This is a genomic window from Cupriavidus sp. USMAA2-4 (assembly GCF_001854305.1).
Classification (GTDB): Bacteria; Pseudomonadota; Gammaproteobacteria; order Burkholderiales; family Burkholderiaceae; genus Cupriavidus; species Cupriavidus malaysiensis.
In genome coordinates this window covers 3,078,948-3,099,014 of sequence record NZ_CP017749.1, presented here as the reverse complement: position 1 = coordinate 3,099,014, position 20,067 = coordinate 3,078,948, and the positions used below count along the sequence as shown (strand labels likewise).

The following is a 20,067-nucleotide window of genomic DNA, read 5'->3' as shown; positions in this document are numbered from 1 at the left end:
GGCGTCAGCAGGAAAGATAGGTCGCGGTCGTCTCGCCGGCTAGGCGGGACGGGACCATTGGGGACGATCTGGTGCGCGCGCGGGCGCCGAGCGCCAGGTGGCCGCGAGCGGGTGGTATTGCAGCGTGGCGACGCCCGGCGCGGCCGACCAGTCGGTGGCGGGAACCAGTCCGTGCGAGCCGGCGAAATGGCACATGGCACAGTCGAGGTCGGGCAGCTTGGCGCCCTCGCCGTCGGCGTGGCCGGCGGTGGTCCGTTCCAGGTGCGCATGGCTGTGGTGGCCGAAATGCCGGCTCGACGCGGCCCCCTTCTCGTGCCCGCAATAGGCCGCGGCACCGGCCCAGGCGAGCTGGAGCGGCAGCAGCAAAGCGAGCAGGAGGATCAGGATGCGGCGCATGGCCGCGATTATAGCCATGGCCGGCGGCGGGTCGGAAGCCCCAGGCGTCTCGCGGCGCTTCCGCGCCATATATTAAGTTTGCGGCACATACAAACCTCGGTACGCGGTTTTTGTGATCCTTGAGGCTGAATTCTCTGCGCCGCAGACCGGATGCTTGACCCTGTAGTCGCTTCAGGGTCTTCAATAGCATCGAGCGCATCGAGCGCATGCAAAGCATCCAACGGATAAGAACCATGACCGATCAGGCACAGAACAAGCGGGAAGAACCGGGCTGCTGCGCCGGCCAGTGCCAGCCCCGGACGGCCGAGGCAAAGGGCGACGCCCCTCATCACGCACCCGGCCATGCGCATGGACAGGTCCAGCATGGGCACGCGTCCGGTGCTGGCAAGGCCTGCGGGCACGACCATGACGACCATGGTCATGTGCACGGCCACGACCATGAAGCCGGCCATGAGCCCCGCCACAGCCATGGCCACGAGCACGGCCACGAGCACACGCATGAGCACAGCCATGCCCACGGCGGCGATTGCTGCGCCGCCCCCGTCGCGCCCCGGGTAGCGCAGGCGGCGCCTCCCGGCACGCGCACGGTGCGCTACCGCATCGACGCCATGGACTGCCCGACCGAGGAAGCCCTGCTGCGCGACAAGCTGGCCGCGATGCCCGGGGTGGCGGCACTGGACTTCAACCTGATGCAGCGGGTGCTGACGGTCCATCACAAGCTGGCGTCGCTGGATTCCCTGGCGCGTGCCATCGAAAGCCTTGGCATGAAGCCGGAAGTGCTGGAAGCCGGCGCCGAGCCCGCGGCGGCGCCCGAGGCCGTGCGCAAGCCATGGTGGCCGCTCGCCCTGGCCGGCGTCGCCGCCCTGAGTGCCGAGCTCAGCGAGTGGGCCGGCCTTGCCGTGCCCTGGCTGCCGCTGGCCTTCGCGCTTGCCGCGATCGGCCTGGCCGGCCTGGACACGTACCGCAAGGGCTGGATCGCGCTGCGCCACGGCAAGCTCAACATCAACGCCTTGATGAGTATCGCCGTGACCGGCGCCATGCTGATCGGCCAGTGGCCCGAGGCTGCCATGGTGATGGTGTTGTTCGCCGTGGCCGAGCGTATCGAGGCGGCCTCGCTCGACCGCGCGCGCCAGGCCATCCGCGGCCTGATGGCGATGACGCCGGAGCAGGCCACCGTGCGCCAGGCCGACGGCGGCTGGCTGCAGGTCGAGGCACGCAGCGTGGCGGTCGGCGCCACGGTCCGCCTGCGCCCCGGCGAGCGCGTTCCGCTGGACGGCAAGGTCAGCCGCGGCCGCTCCACCATCGATCAGGCCCCGATCACCGGCGAAAGCGTGCCGGCGGAAAAAGGCGAGGGCGATGCCGTGTTCGCCGGCTCGATCAACCAGGCGGGCGAACTGGAATACGTCGTGACGGCGGTGGCCGCCGACTCGACGCTGGCACGCATCATCCACGCGGTCGAAGCCGCCCAGGCGAGCCGCGCGCCGACCCAGCGCTTCGTCGACCGCTTCGCCGCCGTCTACACGCCCGTGGTGTTCGCCGTGGCACTGCTGGTGGCGCTGGCGCCGCCCCTGCTGCTTGGCGGGGACTGGCTGGATTGGTGCTACAAGGCCCTGGTGCTGCTGGTGATCGCCTGCCCGTGCGCGCTGGTGATCTCGACGCCGGTCACGATCGTCAGCGGCCTGGCCGCCGCCGCACGCCAGGGCATCCTGGTCAAGGGCGGCGTCTACCTGGAGCAGGGCAAGGACCTGCGCTGGCTTGCGCTCGACAAGACCGGCACGCTCACGCACGGCAAGCCCGCGCAGACCGATTTCGCCGTGCTGGCCGGCGAGGAGACGCAGGTGCGGCGCATCGCGGCCAGCCTGGCGGCACGCTCGGACCACCCGGTCTCTCTCGCCGTGGCCCATGCCGCCGGCGCCGACGGCCTCGACCTGCTGGGCGTGGAAGCCTTCGAAGCCTTGCCCGGCCGCGGCACCCGCGGCACCGTTGCGGGCCGCCGCTATTGCCTGGGCAATCACCGGCTGGTGCATGAACTCGGCCTGTGCTCGCCCGCGCTGGAGGCCCGGCTCGAAGCGCTGGAGCGCCAGGGCAAGACCGTGGTCCTGCTGGCCCTGGAAGGCGCACCCGGCGCGGACCATGGTGTGCTGGCCCTGTTCGCCGTGGCGGACACGGTGCGCGAAAGCAGCCGGCAGGCGATCGCCGAATTGCATGCGCTGGGTGTCAAGACGCTGATGCTGTCGGGCGACAACCCGCACACGGCCGCCGCAATCGCTGCGCAGGTGGGCATCGACGAAGCACGCGGCGACCAGTTGCCGCAGGACAAGGCAGATGCGTTGGCCGCGCTGGCGGCGACGCTGGAAGGAGGGGCCGGCAAGACCGGCATGGTGGGCGACGGCATCAATGACGCACCGGCGCTCGCGCGCGCGGACATCGGTTTCGCCATGGGCGCGGCCGGTACCGATACCGCGATCGAGACCGCCGACGTGGCGCTGATGGACGACGACCTGCGCAAGGTGCCCGCCTTTATCCGCCTCTCGCGCCAGACCTCGCGCATCCTGTGGCAGAACATCGTGCTGGCGCTCGGCATCAAGGCCGTGTTCCTGGTGCTCACGGTGATGGGCGAGGGCACCATGTGGATGGCGGTGTTCGCCGACATGGGCGCCAGCCTGCTGGTCGTGTTCAACGGGCTGCGGCTGGCCAGGCAGCAGGAAGCGCGGGCGCCGCAAGGCGCCGCCCGGCCTGCCGGCGGCATCGCCGCCTGACGCGACGGGCGGGCCGCCCGCGGCGCCAGATCAGCGCTGTCTCAGCGCAGTTCGGACTCGGAAGGCTCCAGCACGCTGCGCAGCTTGCCCAGCACCCAGTTGACCCACGGCGTGGTGTGGCGGTAGTAATTCCAGGTCGGTACCTGCTGCGCCCCCAGGATGCGCTTGAACTCGTAGGCGGTGGCGCCGAGCTCCATGTCGCGGTAGCCCTCGCGCGCACCCACCTCGACCGCGCGGATGAACATGGCGAAGTACAGGCCGTGCTGGTCGCTCTTGTCGTAGTCGAGGCCGATATAGCGGTTGACCAGGCGGCCGTTGCGCCCGATCAGCTGGGTGAAGCCGATCAGTTCATCCTCGTGGAAGAACAGCAGGTACTTGCTGATCGGCGCGGTCCGGCGGAAATACTCTGGGGTGAGCTTTTCGAACTTCAGCTCGGCCTTGTTGTATGTGTTCAGGTAAAGCCTGTGCACCGCCTCCACCAGCTCAGGCGCGAGGCCGTCGCACTCTTCATAGCGCAGCGTGCTCGCCTTCTTCAGCTTTCGCTTGAGCAGGTTGCGCCGATCGCTCTTGAGCGCGCTGAAGTAGTCGGGCCGCAGCGGCAGCACCGGCACCGGCAGTCCGGCCGCTTGCACGAAACCCGCCACCGGCAGGCCATCGCCGAAGCCCTTGTAGGCGAGCAGGCTGCCGCGCGTCGACAGCGTGGCATTGATCAGCGCGAGGATATCGCTCGAGACCTCGCCATGGATGCGGCCGAAGTCCGCCGTCGGGCTGCCGATGCAGGCCAGGTTGAACTTGATCCAGCTCAGGCTGCGCTTGAGCAGGCCCGCCGGCAGCAGCGTGTCCAGGCGGAAGTCCATGACGAAATACGGCGCCACGGTCACCAGGGTGTCGTGCCGGTAGACGGCAAAGTAGCCGAAGCGGAACCCCTCGATTTTTGCCCCTTGGAAGGCGGTATAGAAGTCATACCCCTCTGCCTGGTCGCGCAGGAATACCTCCGGCGGCGTATCCAGATCTTCAATGCGTAACATGCGCTGCAACCCCTATCGCCAGCCGTACGATGCGGCGGCGGACCCGTTCTTGTGATGGAAAACCCTCACAGTTAGCGTCACCAGGTGGCCGAAGTTGACAGGGTAAACCCTAGGATATGTGGACCTCGCGTACGGCAGGCGCGCACGCGTCATCCGCCGCTGAACATGCTGCCCGGGCGGATCCGCATCCAGATACCCAGCGCGGCAGGGATCCCGGAGAATTTGCGGACCCGTTCGAGAGCACCGGCGCCGAAGCACGGCGCGAAGGCCCAGGCTGCCTTCTGCGTGCCAAAGCGGAACGCTACCGACTCGCCGGCCTCGACGTCGATATTCCTCTGGCGCGGCGCGACCACGACGGTGTGCGAGACATTGCGGGCTGGACGCGCTCGCCCGGCAAGGGCCCTTGAGGCAAAGCGGATGATGGCAGGGGCGCGTCGGCGGCGCTGACCTCGGCGGGTACTGCGGCCAAGGCCAGGGTGCCGGCCAGCCCGAAGGCGGCCAGACCATTGCGGAACGGTGTCGTCATGCAGGTCTCCGGTCAGGGTGCATGCGGGGATCGCATGCCGGAAACCGGCGCAGCGAGCGGTCGGCCACGGCAGCATGACCGCGCGATGACAGTCTCGTCAGGGGGACGCGGGGAGCAGGCGATCGCTCTGCGCGCAGCCTCAAGGCTGAATGATCAGCTCACCACTGCGCCCGGGGATGCTGCCCCAGCTCACGGGCAGCTGCGGCAGGGTGCTGCGGTCGAGATGGCGGTAGTAGGTGGCCATCGACACCAGCTCGTGCCCTTGCGCCCGCCAGCCCTGCAGCAGGCGCATGAAGACCGGCGCGAGCTTGCCGCCTTCCAGTTCGGTGTGCAGCGTGAAGACATGATCGCGGCCATCCGCGCTCAGTTTCAGCACGGCTTCGTGCACATTGTCCTCGGTCAGGCCGTCGACACCGATCAGTTCATCCAGGGTCGGCAGCGTGGTCGGCATCTGCACGTGGCGGCAGGGCCGGCCGCCCACGGTCGGGATGTAGGGCGAGACGCCGCGGCCGTCCGAAGCATAGGCCATGCCCCAGTCGTCGATCTGCAGGAAGGCCTCGTCGTTCATCTGCCAGCCGGCCGCGCCATGCGTCGGCGGCGCTTCGCCGAAGATGTCGACGAAGCGGTCGAAGGCGCTCTGCATCTGCCGGCGCGTCCAGGCTGCGTCGCGGCCGCGCACATTGTCCTGCCAGTAGACGTGGTCCCAGGTGTGGATGCCGCACTCGTGGCCGGCCGCCTGCGCGGCGCGCATCTGGGCGGCGCCGCGCCGGCCGATGTCCGGGCCGGGCAGCAGCACGCCGTACATCAGCGTGCGCAGCCCGTAGTTGGACACCACCGAGGTGCGCGAGACCTTCTTCAGGAAACCGGGACGGAACACGCGCCGCAGCGCCCAGCCGGTGTGGTCGGGGCCGAGGCTGTAGAGGAAGGTGGCTTCGGCACGCACCTTCTCCAGCATGTTCAGCAGGGCCGGCACCCCCTCGCGCGTGCCGCGCAGGGTGTCGACGTCCACCTTCAGGGCGATGCGTGCCATCGGCGCCGTACTCAGGAAGCCGAGTCGACCAGGGTGCGCGCTTCCACCACCTTGCCACGGTAGGCTTCGAAGATGCGGCGCAGCGCCTGTTCCATGTTGAACTCGGGCTTCCAGCCCAGCTCGGTCATGGTGTTGTCGATCTTCGGCACGCGGTGCTGCACGTCCTGGTAGCCCTTGCCGTAGAAGTCACCGGACGAGGTCTCGATGATCTGCGTCTTCTTGGCTTCCTCGGCGTATTCGGGGTAGTCGCCGGCCATCTTCAGCATCATCTCGGCCAGCTCGCGCACCGAGTGGATATTGCCCGGGTTGCCGATGTTGTAGATCTTGCCGCTGGCCACGCCGTTCGGGTTCTCGATGATGCGCATCAGCGCGCTGATGCCGTCGGCGATGTCGGCGAAGGCGCGCTTCTGCTCGCCGCCGTCGACCAGCTTGATCGGTTCGCCGCGCACGATGTGGCCCAGGAACTGGGTCACCACGCGCGAGGAGCCTTCCTTCGATTCGAAGATCGAGTCGAGGCCGGCGCCGATCCAGTTGAAGGGGCGGAACAGCGTGTAGTTCAGGCCCTGTTCCATGCCGTAGGCGTGGATCACGCGGTCCATCAGCTGCTTGGAGCAGGCGTAGATCCAGCGCGGCTTGTTGATCGGGCCGTACACCAGCGAGGAGGACTCGGGATCGAATTCGCCGTCGGTGCACATGCCGTAGACCTCGGAGGTCGACGGAAACACGAGGTGCTTGCCGTACTTGACGGCGGCGCGCACGATCGGCAGGTTGGCCTCGAAGTCGAGTTCAAACACGCGCAGCGGCTGGCGCACGTAGGTGGCCGGGGTGGCGATGGCCACCAGGGGCAGCACCACGTCGCACTTGCGGATGTTGTACTCGATCCACTCCTTGTTGATGGTGATGTCACCTTCGAAGAAGTGCATGCGCGGGTGCTCGACGAGATCACCGAGGCGGTCGGACGACATGTCCATGCCGTAGACTTCCCACGACGTGGTTTCGAGAATGCGACGCGTCAGGTGATGGCCGATGAAGCCGTTGACGCCAAGAATCAGGACCTTTTTCATCGGTTTTCCTCTTTGGTCGATGCGGTGAGAAGGGATGCGAATGCCGCCGGTGCCAGCGTGGCGCCGTCGGACTGGAGTTCATGGACGAGGACCAGGCCACCATCGCCGCACAGGCCGACGATGCTGTCCTGCACCACGTGCAGACCCGGCGCGCCGCCTTGCAGGGCGGCTGCCAGCGATGCCTGGCGGGCGGGAGCGGGGCGGCGCGCCTGCGCCACCACGAAGCGCCTGCCGCCGAGATCGGTGAACGCGCCCGGGTAGGGCGGCGCCACCGCGCGGATCAGGTTGTAGACGGCCGCGGCCGGCTGGGACCAGTTGATGCGGCCATCCTCGGGCTTGCGCCCGGAGAAATAGCTGCCTTGCTCGAGCCGGTTGGGATGCTGCGGCGTGCGTCCGGCCAGCATCTCGGGCAGCACGCCCCAGAGCGTCTGCTCGGCGGCCACCGTCACCTTGTCGAAGACCTGGGCGGCGGTGTCGTCCGGCAGGATGGGCACCGCGGTCTGGCCGACGATGTAGCCGGCATCCGGCTTGGCTTCCATCGCGTGCAGCGTGGCCCCGGTCTCGTTTTCGCCGTGCAGCACCGCCCAGTTCACCGGCACGCGGCCGCGGTACTTGGGCAGCAGCGAGCCGTGCATGTTGAAGGCGCCGCGCGGCGCCAGCGACAGCACCGCCTGCGGGATCATGGCGCGGTAGTAGAACGAGAAGATCATGTCCGGACGCGCGGCCGCGACGGCCTCGGCCAGCGCAGGGTCGGCCGGATCCTCGCCATAGATGCAGGGCAGGCCCAGCTCGGCCGCGGTGTCTGCCACGCGGCGGAACCAGATGTTCTCGTCGGCGCGGTCGCGATGCGTGACGACCAGCGCCACCTCGACGCCGCGCGCGTGCAGCACGCGCAGGCAGCGGTCGCCGACGTTGTGGTAGGCGAAGACTACTGCGCGCACGGTGCCTCCGTACTGGCGGGCCTGGCGGCGCCTTCCGGGCCGGCCTCGAGCACGGCCTGGATGCGGAAGCGCGGGCGGTTGCGCACTTCCTGGTAGATGCGGCCGATGTACTCGCCCAGCAGGCCGATGCCGAACAGCATGATGCCAACCAGGAAGAAGTTGAAGGCCAGCAGGGTGAAGACACCCTGGACTTCCGCGCCGAACAGGAAGCGACGTGCCAGCAGCAGGACCACCAGGCCGGCGGAGGCGATCGACAGCAGCGTGCCGATGGCCGAGAACCACTGCAGCGGCACGATCGAGAAGCCGGTTACCAGGTCGAAGTTGAGCCGGATCAGCTGGAACAGCGAGTACTTCGACTCGCCGGCATGGCGCTGCTCGTGCTCGACCACGATCTCGATCGGGTTGGCCGAGAAGGTGTAGGCCAGCGCCGGGATGAAGGTGTTGACCTCGCGGCAGGCGTTGACGGTGTCGACGATGTTGCGGTCGTAGGCACGCAGCATGCAGCCCTGGTCCGTCATCTTGATGCGGGTGATGCGCTCGCGCAGGCGGTTCATCGCCTTGGAGGCGATGCGGCGGAAGGCCGAGTCGTTGCGCTCGCGGCGGATGGTGCCCACGTAGTCGTGGCCCTCGCGCATCGAGGCGACCAGGCGCGGGATCTCTTCCGGCGGATTCTGCAGGTCGGCGTCGAGGGTGACGACGATCTTGCCGCGCGAATGCTCGAAGCCGGCCAGGATCGCCATATGCTGGCCGAAATTGCCGTTGAACAGCACCACGCGCGTCACGTCCGGGCGGCGGTGGAACTGCGCGGCCAGCAACTGCGGCGAGCGGTCGCGGCTGCCGTCGTTGACGAAGATGATCTCGTACGATTCGCCGAGTCCGTCGAGCACCGGGTAGAGGCGGTCGAACAGGGCCTGCAGGCCGTCTTCCTCGTTGTAGACGGGGATGATGACCGAGACCTCCACGGGGCTCATTTGAAGAGGCGTTTGCATGTTTCGCTTAGGGTTGCGCAGACACGTTCCACGTCGGCATCCCGCATGGCGGGGAACATCGGCAGCGTCACGATGCCGCGGCCGATGCGCTCGGCGTGCGGCAGCATGCCCTCGCGCCAGCCGAGGGAACGGTAGTAAGAAAACAGGTGGACCGGCGGATAGTGCACGCCGGTACCGACGCCTTGCTCGCGCATCGCTTCCATCACCGCGGCGCGCGCGCCCAGCGGATGCTCGCCGGCGAAGCGCTCGACGGGCAGCACCACCTGGAACATATGCCAGTTGGTGGTGGCCTCGTGCGGGTCGAGCGGCAAGGGCAGGCCGATGCCCAGATCCCGCAGGCCGGCGGCCTCCGCGCAGCGGAAATAGGTCTCGGCGAGCGCCGCCCGGCGCGCCGTGATGGCGTCCAGGTGCGCCAGCTGCGCCAGGCCGATGGCCGCATTGACGTCGGTCAGGTTGAACTTGCCGCCCGGCTCCTCGACGTCCATGCCGTCCATGCCGGTGCGGATCACGCCTTGCAGGCGCAGGCGCTCGGCGCGCAGGGCTTCCTCGGGTGAATTCATCACCAGGCAGCCGCCTTCGACGCAGGTGATGTTCTTGTTGGCCTGGAAGCTGAAGCTGGCCAGGTCGCCGAAGGCGCCGATGCGCTGGCCGCGCCAGCGCGAGTCGATGGCCTGGGCGGCATCCTCGATCACGCGCAGCTGATGGCGCGCGGCGATGGCGTAGAGCCGTTCCATGTCGACCGGCAGGCCCGACAGGTAGACCGGCATGATGGCGCGGGTACGCGGCGTGATGGCGGCTTCGACGGCATCGAGGTCGATGTTGCGGGTGCGCGGGTCGATGTCGACGAACACCGGACGGGCACCGACGGTCAGCACCACGTTGGCCGTCGCCACCCAGGTGATCGGCGTGGTGATCACTTCGTCGCCCGGGCCGATGTCGGCGATGCGCAGCGCGATCTCCATGGTTGCCGAACCATTGGCGAAGGTGCGCACCGGACGGCCGCCGAACAGGGCCGACAGGGCTTCCTCGAAGGCCTGCATCTTGGGGCCTGAGGTGATCCAGCCGGACGCCAGCACCTTGCCGACCTCGGCAATGGCGGCTTCATCGATACTCGGCCGCACGAAGGGCAGGAAAGCCTCGGCGGGAGAAACGGATGCGGACATGGGCGCGGGCTCCTAGGAACGGGCAATCAGAAAAACGCCAGCCAGTATCAACAGGATGCCGGCGACGCGCAAGGGACCGATCATCTCGCCGAACAGCCACCAGGCTGCCAGCGCGTTGACCACATAGCCGAGCGACAGCATGGGGTAGGCGATCGACACGTCGACGCGCGACAGGCCGACGATCCACACCCCCACGCTGACGACGTACAGGGTCAGGCCGGCCAGCACCGGCCATTGCGTCAGCACGCGCAGGGCGGTGGCGAAGAGCGTGGCGCGATCCAGCGTGATCGCACCGACGGCGTTGACGCCGGCCTTGAGCAGCAGTTGCGCGCAGGCGTTGAGCAGCACGCCGGTAAAGATGAAGGCAAAGGTAGAAAGGCTCATGCGGCACTCATTGCGGGGCGGAAGCGGCCGGTTCGACGGAGGCGGCCGGCGCAGCCTGCGCCTGGCCCGGCGGCGCGAAGTTCGACACCACCACGCGGCGCGTATCCTGAGCGATCTTGTACATCGTCACATGGCGCTGGCGCAGGTGTTCATAGGTATCGGCACCCATGATCGCCATCGCATGCTGGCCGTCCTGCCACTTGGCGACGAAGCCATCCAGCGTCGGCACCCATTTCTGGGGTTCCTGCTTGGTGCCGAAGTCGAGTTCGTCCGGCGCTTCCACCATGACCAGGGTGTGCTGCAGGTAGAACGGCAGGGTGTGATCAAGCATGCGCACGCCGTAGAGCGGCATGTCGTCGGTCAGCACCGCCTTGATGGCGGGCACCATATCGGCGCCGGACGACTTGCGGCCCATCACCTCGTGGCCGAGCAGGGCAATGGTGAAGCCGCAGAACATGGCGACGGAGTAGGTCACGACGCTGGCGAAGACGCCACGGCGGCGCAGCACGCGATAGCTGAGCCAGATGCCGGCGAGCAGGGCGACGAAGGCGGCGCCGACCCAGACCGCGAAAGGACGGTAGAGGGCATTCGGCGTGTTGTCCGAGTTGAGGGTAGCCACGTAGGGGCTGGCGGCGAGGCCGATCGCGCAGATCACCGCCATCGCCAGCATCTGGCGCCGCCAGGAACGCTCGGTGATGTGCTCCAGCGCCGACCCGGCCAGGATGCCCAGGGCCGGGAAGATCGGCACGATATAGCCGGGCAGCTTGGAGTCCGAGAGGCTGAAGAAGACGAAGATGGCAATGGCCCAGATAGCCGTCAGCAGCGCGGGGCGGAACGGCCGCGCGCCGGAGCGGAGCGCCTGGCCTTCACCTCGGACCACCTGCCACATGCGCGGGAACAGGCCGAGCCAGGGCAGGAAACCGGCGATCAACAGGGGCACGAAGTAATACACGGGGCCGCTGCGCGAGTGCACTTTGGACGTATAGCGCTGCCAGTGCTCATGAATGAAGAAGAACTGCGGGAATTCCGGGTTGCGCTCGGAAACCAGCCAGAACCAGGGCACCGTGACCACCAGCATCAGCGCGATGCCCGAAAACAGGTGGATACGCCGCCACAAGGCGAAATCGCGGGAGATCAGTGTATAGAGCACCAGCACCAGGCCGGGCAGGGCGATGCCCACCAGGCCCTTGGTCAGGATGGCCACACCCATGGCCAGCCAGCAGGCCCACATCCAGCCCCGCCGCGCGGCCGGGCTGGCATCCGGATGCTGTGCCAGCAGCATGAAGGCCAGCACGCAGGCCATGGCACCCGACAAGGTCATGTCGAGCGAATTGAAGTGTGCCGCCACGCTCCACATCGGCGCGGCGACCAGCACCAGGCCGGTCAGCAGGCCGGCGCGCGCGCCGAACCAGCGGGTGGACGCCATCATCGAGGCCACCAGGCCGATCATGCCCGACAAGGCCACGCACAGCCGTGCCTGCCAGTCACCGAGGCCGAACAGCGTGTAGGTCAGCGCCGTGACCCACATATGGAAAGGCGGCTTCTCGAAATACTTCAGGTCGTTGTAGCGGATCGTCACCCAGTCGCCACTGGCGAACATTTCGCGCGCGATCTCGGCATATCGTCCCTCGTCGGAGCGCAGCAGGTGGCGCGCATCGAGCGTGCCGAACCAGACCAGCAGAATGAACAGGCTTACCAGCGCGATAGCAGCGACAGGTAACCCGGCATAGCGCGAGGTCGATGAACTACGCATAAATCTCCTGAAGAGAAACTGGCTTGATGGTCGTCCGGCGCTGCATGGGGCCACGCCTCTCCGGCGCTAGGCGGGCCGGGCGATCCTTCCGGGCGGCCACGGGGCCGGACGGAAGAGAGGCTCAACGCATTCGCATCGGATCCGGTAGACATCGGATCCGCGGATTGCGTCGAGTAGCGGCAAAAAGGTGATTCATGCAGCACTTATACCGCGCGCAACAATGCTGCCTGAGGCGCGCGGCGCGCAATGGTAGCACGACCGTCGCCCCCCTCCCGGCGGAACGCCTGCCGAGGCGGCTTTCCCGCCGGGATCAGGCCGCCAGGGGTTTTCCGTGCAGGTGGTCGTGATGCGCGCGCCGCAGCCGGAATGCGACGCCAATGAGCAGTATGCCGCACACAGTGGCCCAGCTTGCAATCATCCACAGGACGGCGAGTGCGCCTGCAACGGGATTCCACAGCAGCAGGAAGGCGAGTGCGATGCTGGCCAGCCCGGCCAGGATCATCCACCACTCGTTCGGGATCTCCTTGCGCAGGCGGACCGCGGCAACGATCTGCAGCACCCCGGTGGCCAGGGTCCAGGCAGCGATGTACAGCAGCAGGGACAGCGCCGTGACAGCTGGATTGAACAAGGTGAGCGCGCCGATGCCGAGGCCGAGCACCCCTTGCAACGCGAGGATCCAGCGGTCGCTGCCGTCGCGCTCTTTGCCCGAGATGGCCATGGCCAGGGCGACCACCCCGTCGGCGGCGGCGTAGGCACCGAAGATCAGTATCAGCACGGCCAGCGTCGCGATCGGCGCGAAAAAGGCGCACAGGCCGAACAGCACTGCGAAAATACCTCGCAGCGCCACGACCCACCACAGTTTCGCGTAGTACAGAAGCATAGAATCTCCCAGGGATGCGGGCGGGCCTGACGGGATGGTCACGGGATGCTCGACGAGACAAGCCGCCCGAAACGCGTTACTTTCCCTCTGCGACCGCCTGGTGGAACACAACGAATACAACGAACACAACGAACACAACGGCGCGCCGATGCCGGCAGGTGGACGATGGACGACGTGATGGATGCGGATGGTCGTTTCATTCTAGACAGGATTCATGTGAAGAAGAAGTCGCTACATGGCTTGCCGCTGGCGCTGGCCTGGCTTTATCTCTGGGCATTCGCGCCGGCCTCGGCGCAAGCGCTGGACGGCCGCGGCGCGCAGGCGGCGGCGGGCGGCGCCGGCGAGGCTCCTGCCATCGCCGTGCCGCCGGCCCGGGCGGTGCTATGCGATGCCCCCTGGTTCCGCTCGGGGGCACGCGTGCAGATGGAGGGCGATGGCGCGATGCCGATGTCGATCACGATGACACTGCGCGATACCGACCAGACGCCGCAAGGCTGCCGCGCGGTGCTCGAGGTCATGTCGAAATCCGCGCTGTCGGCGCTGATGGGCCCGCCGGTAGTGATGGACCAGGTGCACGAGGTCTCGATCGACCGTCATCCGAACGAGACCGCGCCGGACGCAGCCAGCGAAATCGAGAGCCAGCACGCCGTGATCAACGCGCGGGGACGCTATGCGCGCATGTTCGGCGAGGCCGCCTTCAAGGGCAAAGGCGTGTTCAGTTACGCCGGCATGGACATTCGCGAAGGCACCACGCTGGCAGGCGAGACCTTCGAATCGAGCGTGGCGCTCGATATCTCGCCGGCGGGGTCCGACGAGGTGGTCGGCAGCATGCGCGCGCTGCATGCCTCGATCATCGTGGGGTCGCGCCGCGTGGGCAAGCGGCAGGTGATCGATACCGTGCTCGGCCGCAAGAGCTGCCTGCCGATCACCTATGACAAACGCACTTCGCTCGGACCGCTGATGGTCGGCGACGAGGTCATCCAGGTCGAACCGACCGTGATGCATATCACCGACTGGTACTGCCCCACCGAAGCCTTCGTGCTGCGCACGGATATCCGCCAGCTGGATCAGTTGCAGCGCATCGACGTAACGTCGATGACGCTCGATTCCGGCGACAACTGACGCCTTCCGCCCCTCCATCCGAGCGTCTATCCGAGCGCCTATCCGGGACATCCCTCCCCACCGCAGTGGGGAGAAACTCCCTGCCACGGCTGTCGTTAGCCAGAGGCATAAAGCCATGCGGCGCACATGCACGCCGCATGCGTACGCCACTCTCACGGCGTCATCTCCGTACGAGCGGAACGGGACACGCAGCGGCCCGATGCGCGATCGACGCATCGCGGACTCCCATTGTCTGACCGATCCGTATAACAACGCCCCCCAAGCGGAAGGAGTGACCGTGAAATTGTCCAGCCTCACCATCAAGACCAAGCTGCTGCTCGGATTCGGCACGCTGGCCGCCATCGCTATCGTGATCTGCGCGATGTCGCTGCGGGCCTTGAGCCAGACCACCGAAGCCTTTTCAGCCTATATCCATGGCCTGGACGCGCGCGCGGAGATGGCCGTCAAGGTACGTACCGCGGTCGACCGGCGCGCCATCGCCGCCCGCAACCTGGTCCTGGTCACCCAGCAGGCCGATCTGGACATCGAGAAGGCCGATGTCGCGCAGGCACATGAGGATGTGAAGAACAACCTTCGCCGGCTGAAGGAAATGGCGCTGTCGGCGCCCGCGGGGGCGCAGGAACTGGTCGCCGAGATCGACCGGGTGGAGACACGCTACGGCCCGGTTGCGCTGGACATCGTCAGCCTGGCGCTGGCCAAGCGCAATGACGAAGCGATCGCCAAGATGAACAATGAATGCCGGCCCCTGCTGGCTGCGCTGGTCAAGGCAACCGAAGCCTATGCCGCCTTCACGCGCACGCGCCAGGAAGAGACCATCCGCCAGATGGAAGCGGACTACGCCTTGCAGCGGCAGTTGCTGATCGGCATCTCGATCGCCGCGGTCGCGTTGGCCGTGATCGGTGGCCTCTTGCTGACGCGCGCCATCACGCGCCCGATCGAGCGCGCAGTGGATGCCGCGCGCGCGGTGGCGCAGGGCGAACTGGGGCAACGCATCGACGTCGAAAGCGATGATGAGACCGGCCGCCTGCTCCGTGCGCTGCGGGACATGACCGCGCGCCTGGCGCAGATCGTCAATGGCGTGCGCGACAGCAGCGGCCGTATCACCGGGGCCACGGGCGAGATCGCGGCAGGCAACGTCGACCTCAGCGCGCGCACGGAGCAGCAGGCGGCATCGCTGGAGGAGACCGCCGCCAGCATCGAGGAATTGACGGTCACCGTGCGCCAGAACAGTGAGAATGCGCGCGAGGCCAGCACCTTGGCACACGACGCTGCGGACGTCGCGCAGAAGGGCAGCACCGCCGTCGGCCGCGTTGTCGATACCATGCAGCAGATCAGCGCCAGTTCCGAGAAGATCGCGGAGATTACGGGCATCATCGAGGGCATTGCGTTCCAGACCAATATCCTGGCACTCAATGCCGCGGTAGAGGCGGCGCGCGCGGGCGAGCAGGGGCGCGGCTTCGCCGTGGTCGCCAGCGAGGTGCGCAGCCTGGCGCAGCGTTCATCGAGCGCCGCCAAGGAAATCAAGGAATTGATCTCGGTGTCCGTGCAGCAGGTCCATGCCGGTTCCACGCTGGCCGGAGAGGCCGGGGAAACCATGGGAGTGGTGACGCAGGCGGTGGCGCGCGTCAACCGCATCATCGAGGAGATCGCCCAGGCATCCGGAGAACAGAGCCGGGGCATCGAGCAGGTCAACCAGGCCATCAGCCAGATCGACCACGTCACCCAGCAGAACGCCACATTGGTCAGTGAGGCGGCTTCGGCCTCGCGGGCCATGGAGGAGGAGGCCCGCCGCCTGAAGGAGGCAGTCGCCTTCTTCCGCCTGCCTGTCGCCCGGTCCGGCGGCAGGCTTGCCCCGGCGGAGCATGGCAGCCCATTGGGGGACCACCCGGACTACGCCGCGGCCTGAACGGCAACACGAAAAAAGCCCGCGTCAGCGGGCTTCTTTCTTCCGGCTGCACCGGCCTTTGCAGGAAAGGCCGGACGCGAGTGCTCAGCTCGCTGCAGCAGCGGATGCGGCTTTCTTCGACTTCTTGCTCTTCTTGCTCTTGTGGCTCTTCTTGGCCGCCGGCGCCGAGGCGTCGCTGGCCGCGAGGTCGGCACGGGTGCTCTTGTTCGCGCCCTGGCTGTAGGGGTCGAACTTGTCGCCGGCCTTGGCACCCTGGCTGTAGGGATCGAACTTCTCGCCAGCCTTGGCACCCTGGCTGTAGGGGTCGAACTGCTTACCGCTGTTCTGAGCGAAGGCTACCAGCGACGCAGTACCGAGCGTGAGAGCGACGGCCGTTGCGACAACTTTATTCATGATATCTCCTGGAAAATGCCGCCCCTCCGGCGGTCGATCGAATACGCGGCGCCTTGCCAGCCCTTTTCCGGAGCCGGCGGGCGCCGCTTGAAAGCAGTTTCGCTAACATTTCGCCTGGCTGTCAACTTTCTTGTCAGGCAGGGGCGGCGCCGACGCAACGGTCGTCGCTGGCGCCTCATTGTCTTGTCTTGCGCACAAGGACGCGCCAGCGCCACGCCGGCGCCTTACTCGGTGACGGCGTCCGACGGATGCTTCCAGGCAGCCCGGACCTGGTCGGAGGGGACCAGTGCCAGGTTCACGCCACGCGCTCCGATCGCCTCCTGGAACCAGCGCTTCTGCAGCGCCGCGATATCCGGGCCGGCAAACATCTTGGCCAGCGTCTGGTCGACCAGTTGCTTCCAGGCAGGATCGGCCTTGGACATCATCAGGGCGTTCTGCTCCACGGACAGGGCCGGACCGACGATCACGTACTGCGAAGGGTCCTTGGCACGGGCGCGCAGGCCGGCCAGCAGCACGTCGTCCATCACGAAGGCCTGGGCACGGCCGGATTCGAGCAGCAGGAAGGACTCGCCGTGGTCCTTGGCATAGACGTCGCGATAGCCGTACTCAGCCTTCAGGCGGCGCACGTGGCGGTCGCCGGTGGAGCCGGCACTGGTCACCACGGTCTTGCCGCGCAGGTCGGCGAAGGAGTGGATGCCGGAATCGGCGCGCACCAGCAGACGCACCGTCGATACATAGTGGGACACGCTGAAGGCAACCTGCTTCTGGCGCTCCAGGGTATTGGTGTTCGGTGCGCAGTCGAGATCGACCAGGCCGTTGACGACGGCGGGCACCCGGTTCTGCGGCGTCAGCGGCAGCCAGCGCACCTTGAGTTCAGGCAGGCCCAGCTTCTGCTTGGCGGCTTCCGCCACGCGCAGGCACAGGTCGACAGCGTAGCCGGCGGGCTGGCCCTTGTCGTCGGCAAAGGAGAACGGCAGCGCCGATTCGCGGTAGCCGAGCGTGATCGTGCCGGTATCGCGGATCTTCTGCAGCACGGGGCTCTGAGCCTGGGCCGGCATGGCAAAAGCGGCGGCCACGGTGGCCAGGGAGGCGAAGGCGCCAAGGCGGCGGAACATGGCGGCGCGTACGGGAACGGCGAAGAACGGCATGGGAAGAAGCGGCAAAAGTGCGAAGACTACCGGCCGGAGCGGCGGCGGACAAACATTACTTCGTCATAAGCTAATGCCGCCCGGCAGCGCGAACGCCGTGATTAGGCTGGGAAAAGGCCAAGGAAAGGAGCGATTTCGCCCGCGACACCGCGCGGGGAAGCGGTCGATCCAGGCGAAAAAAAAGCCACGGCAACGAGGGCCGTGGCTATCGGGAACGACAGGGGGGTCAAGTCCTGTCGTGATTGATTGTGCTTGCACCGCAACTTATGGACCACCCCACGGGTGGGTGGAGCGTCATTCTGGTGCGGGCAGGTATCCTGGCAAGACGCACGCGGCTGCCGGACGCCTGCCATCAGGCGGCGGCAGGGATGGCCTGGCCAGGAAAATCCACCGCAGGAACCGGTGCGCCGAGCAGGTAGCCCTGCAGCGTGTCGCAACCGAGCCGGGTCAGGAAGTCCTGCTGGGCGGTGGTTTCGACCCCTTCTGCGACGATCTTCAGGTTCAGGGTCTGACCCAGCGCGATGATGGCCGAGACGATCGCGGCGTCTTCCCCATCCTGCGCCAGTTCGCGCACGAAACCGCGGTCGATCTTGAGCTCGCTGGCGGGGATCCGCTTGAGGTAGAGCAGGCTGGAATAGCCGGTGCCGAAATCGTCGATGGCGATGCGCACGCCCATTTCGTCAAGCCGCTGGAGAATGGCCAGGCTGGTCTCGACATCGCGCATCGCCGTGGATTCCGTGATCTCGATGGTCAGGCACTGCGGCGCCAGTCCGTGGCGTTCGATGGCCGCCCGCACCGTGCCCACCAGCGCCGGATGGCAGAACTGGGTGGCGCTCAGGTTGACGGCCATGGTCAGCTGCGCCCGCCCCTCGGCATGCCAGCGCGCCAGCTGGGCGCAGGCCTCGTCCAGCACCCAGGTGCCGATCGGCAGGATCAGGCCCGTCTTCTCGGCCAGGGCGAGAAACTGGTCGGGCGACAGCAGCCCGCGGCGCGGGTGGCGCCAGCGCAACAGCGCCTCGGCACCGCAGACGGTGTTGTCGGGCGCCTGGAACTTGGGCTGGTAGTGCAGTTCCAGTTCGTGGCGTTCGAGAGCCATGCGCAGGTCCTGCGCCAGCTCGAGGCGCGCCTGGGCGTCGGCATTCATCGAATGGGTGAAGAAGCAGCAGGTGTCACGTCCGGAGGCCTTGGCGTGATACATCGCGGCATCGGCGTTGCGCAGCAGCGTGCGCTGGTCGGTGCCATTGTCCGGATAGAGGGCAATACCGATGCTGGCCGAAATATGCAGCGCGTGTCCCGACACCGTGATGGCATCGCGCAGGCTGCCGAGAATGCGGGCGGCCAGCGCGCCGGCATCCTCCGGCGCATCCGACTGGCTCACCAGCACGATCTCGTCGCCGCCCAGCCGCCCGACGATGTCGCCCGCGCCCGCGCTGGCACGGATGCGCCCGGCCGCCTCGGCCAGCACCTGGTCGCCGATCTGGTGGCCGAAGGAGTCGTTGATGGCCTTGAAGCCGTCCAGGTCGATGAAGAGGATGGCAAGCCGGCTGCGGGTGCGCGCGGCGGAGCGCAGTGCCTGCTCGAAGCGGTCCTCAAGCAGGGCGCGGTTGGGCAGCTTGGTGAGCTTGTCATGCAGGGCGAGATAGCTCAACTCCTCGTTGGCGGCGGCCAGCGATGCGGCCAGCACCGCGGTACGCATCTCCATGCGCAGGTCGAGGATGGAGGTCAGAAGCGCCATGGTGAGCACGCAGATGGTGATCACCAGGATGGGCAGCGCCAGCGCCTCGCCCGCCAGGCCATCGGTGGCAGCCCCGCAGATGGTGCCCAGCGGGAAACGCGCAGCCGCCATGCCGGTGTAATGCATGGCGGCGATGGCCAGGCCCATCAGCACGGCCGCGCCGACGCGCAGGCGATGGGTATGGCGGCCCTGATGGCGCAGCCGGAAGGCGATCCACAAGGCGGCGCCGCAGGCGGCCACGGCAATGACGAGGGAGAGCGCGAACCACCAAGGTTCATAGTCGATACCCGGCCGCATGCGCATGGCAGCCATGCCGGTATAGTGCATGCCCGCCACCGCGCCGCCCATCAGCAGCGCCCCGAGCGCGAGCCTGCTCGGCGGCAGCGAGGGCAGCGTCACCAGGCGCAGGGCGAAGCCGGATGCGCCGATCGCGATCAGCAGTGAGAGCAGCGTGATGGGCAGATCGTAGCCCAGGCGGATCGGCAGGCGGAACGCCAGCATGCCGACGAAGTGCATCGACCAGATGCCCAGTCCCATCACCACGGCGCCGGCCAGCAGCCACATCTGCGCGGCGCGCCCGCGCGCCGCCGTCAGCCGGCCGGCCAGGTCGAGCGCGGTATACGAGGCCAGCATGGCCACCAGCACGGAGAACAGGACAAGCAGTTGATCGTAGCTGGAGGCAAGCATGGACGGCGGCGAGACAGGGCGCGGGATCGCGTGTTCGGGTTCGGCGGGTGCCTGGAGCCCGTCGGCTCAGCACACCAGGCAGGCGCCGGGCGGCTTGCCGCCGGGCGATGCGGCCGCCATTGTGACACCGAATGCCGCAGGCGGGTCGGCAGCGCTGGCCGGC

At 67.4% G+C, this 20,067-nt stretch carries 17 protein-coding genes; 3 read left to right on the top strand and 14 right to left on the bottom strand.

All coding sequences use genetic code 11. The features are described 5' to 3' along the window. Window positions 1-39: 39 nt before the first annotated feature. Window positions 40-414 (bottom strand): cation efflux protein, CzcI family, encoded by a 375-nt coding sequence (czcI, locus tag BKK79_RS33495; RefSeq protein WP_232346383.1) that lies wholly within the window; start codon window positions 412-414, stop codon window positions 40-42. A gap of 215 nt (window positions 415-629) precedes the next feature. Here czcI and BKK79_RS33490 point away from each other — a divergent pair, with 215 nt between their 5' ends. Then, window positions 630-3,155 (top strand): heavy metal translocating P-type ATPase, encoded by a 2,526-nt coding sequence (locus tag BKK79_RS33490; protein ID WP_084085501.1) that lies wholly within the window; start codon window positions 630-632, stop codon window positions 3,153-3,155. Window positions 3,156-3,196: 41 nt separating this feature from the next. Here the strand turns inward: BKK79_RS33490 and BKK79_RS33485 are convergent, their stop codons facing one another. From BKK79_RS33485 to BKK79_RS33440, 10 genes are all read right to left on the bottom strand, one after another. Further along, window positions 3,197-4,183, bottom strand: a complete 987-nt coding sequence (locus BKK79_RS33485) for a GNAT family N-acetyltransferase (RefSeq protein WP_156811476.1) — start codon at window positions 4,181-4,183, stop codon at window positions 3,197-3,199. A 149-nt stretch (window positions 4,184-4,332) separates the two neighbouring features. Next, window positions 4,333-4,785 (bottom strand): CzcE family metal-binding protein, encoded by a 453-nt coding sequence (locus BKK79_RS42400; protein WP_157128589.1) that lies wholly within the window; start codon window positions 4,783-4,785, stop codon window positions 4,333-4,335. A 63-nt stretch (window positions 4,786-4,848) separates the two neighbouring features. Next, complete coding sequence (locus tag BKK79_RS33475) at window positions 4,849-5,739, bottom strand: polysaccharide deacetylase family protein (RefSeq protein WP_071020001.1); 891 nt, start codon at window positions 5,737-5,739, stop codon at window positions 4,849-4,851. An 11-nt stretch (window positions 5,740-5,750) separates the two neighbouring features. Next, window positions 5,751-6,803, bottom strand: coding sequence for a bifunctional UDP-4-keto-pentose/UDP-xylose synthase (locus BKK79_RS33470; RefSeq protein WP_071020002.1), 1,053 nt, complete (start codon window positions 6,801-6,803; stop codon window positions 5,751-5,753). Continuing rightward, a complete protein-coding gene (locus tag BKK79_RS33465; RefSeq protein ID WP_071039995.1) occupies window positions 6,800-7,744 on the bottom strand; it encodes a formyltransferase in 945 nt (314 codons plus the stop codon). The genes BKK79_RS33470 and BKK79_RS33465 overlap by 4 nt, the downstream gene beginning before the upstream one ends. Next, the gene (locus tag BKK79_RS33460) at window positions 7,732-8,733 is read right to left on the bottom strand and encodes a glycosyltransferase (protein ID WP_071020008.1); all 1,002 of its coding nucleotides are present in this window, start codon (window positions 8,731-8,733) and stop codon (window positions 7,732-7,734) included. The genes BKK79_RS33465 and BKK79_RS33460 overlap by 13 nt, the downstream gene beginning before the upstream one ends. Then, complete coding sequence (locus tag BKK79_RS33455) at window positions 8,712-9,896, bottom strand: DegT/DnrJ/EryC1/StrS family aminotransferase (protein WP_071020010.1); 1,185 nt, start codon at window positions 9,894-9,896, stop codon at window positions 8,712-8,714. Before BKK79_RS33455 ends, BKK79_RS33460 begins: the two co-directional genes overlap by 22 nt. Before the next feature lie 12 nt (window positions 9,897-9,908). Beyond that, the gene (locus BKK79_RS33450) at window positions 9,909-10,280 is read right to left on the bottom strand and encodes a DMT family transporter (RefSeq protein WP_071020013.1); all 372 of its coding nucleotides are present in this window, start codon (window positions 10,278-10,280) and stop codon (window positions 9,909-9,911) included. A gap of 7 nt (window positions 10,281-10,287) precedes the next feature. Beyond that, window positions 10,288-12,033 (bottom strand): glycosyltransferase family 39 protein, encoded by a 1,746-nt coding sequence (locus BKK79_RS33445; RefSeq protein ID WP_071020016.1) that lies wholly within the window; start codon window positions 12,031-12,033, stop codon window positions 10,288-10,290. Between the two features lie 310 nt (window positions 12,034-12,343). Then, complete coding sequence (locus BKK79_RS33440) at window positions 12,344-12,913, bottom strand: HdeD family acid-resistance protein (RefSeq protein ID WP_071020017.1); 570 nt, start codon at window positions 12,911-12,913, stop codon at window positions 12,344-12,346. A gap of 216 nt (window positions 12,914-13,129) precedes the next feature. On the opposite strand from BKK79_RS33440, the gene BKK79_RS33435 reads away from it, so the two are divergent. Next, window positions 13,130-14,035: a hypothetical protein gene (locus BKK79_RS33435; protein WP_157128588.1), complete on the top strand. Its 906-nt coding sequence runs from the start codon at window positions 13,130-13,132 to the stop codon at window positions 14,033-14,035. 277 nt (window positions 14,036-14,312) lie between these two features. Continuing rightward, entirely contained in the window at window positions 14,313-15,941 is a 1,629-nt protein-coding gene (locus tag BKK79_RS33430) for a methyl-accepting chemotaxis protein (protein WP_071039994.1), read from the top strand. 84 nt (window positions 15,942-16,025) lie between these two features. On the opposite strand, the gene BKK79_RS33425 is transcribed toward BKK79_RS33430, so the two are convergent. From BKK79_RS33425 to BKK79_RS33415, 3 genes are all read right to left on the bottom strand, one after another. After that, entirely contained in the window at window positions 16,026-16,334 is a 309-nt protein-coding gene (locus BKK79_RS33425; RefSeq protein WP_071020022.1) for an amino acid ABC transporter permease, read from the bottom strand. A gap of 224 nt (window positions 16,335-16,558) precedes the next feature. Next, window positions 16,559-17,482, bottom strand: a complete 924-nt coding sequence (locus BKK79_RS33420; RefSeq protein ID WP_071020024.1) for an amino acid ABC transporter substrate-binding protein — start codon at window positions 17,480-17,482, stop codon at window positions 16,559-16,561. 352 nt (window positions 17,483-17,834) lie between these two features. Further along, on the bottom strand, window positions 17,835-19,904 hold the full coding sequence (locus BKK79_RS33415; protein WP_071020027.1) for a putative bifunctional diguanylate cyclase/phosphodiesterase: 2,070 nt from the start codon (window positions 19,902-19,904) through the stop codon (window positions 17,835-17,837). Window positions 19,905-20,067: the final 163 nt, after the last annotated feature.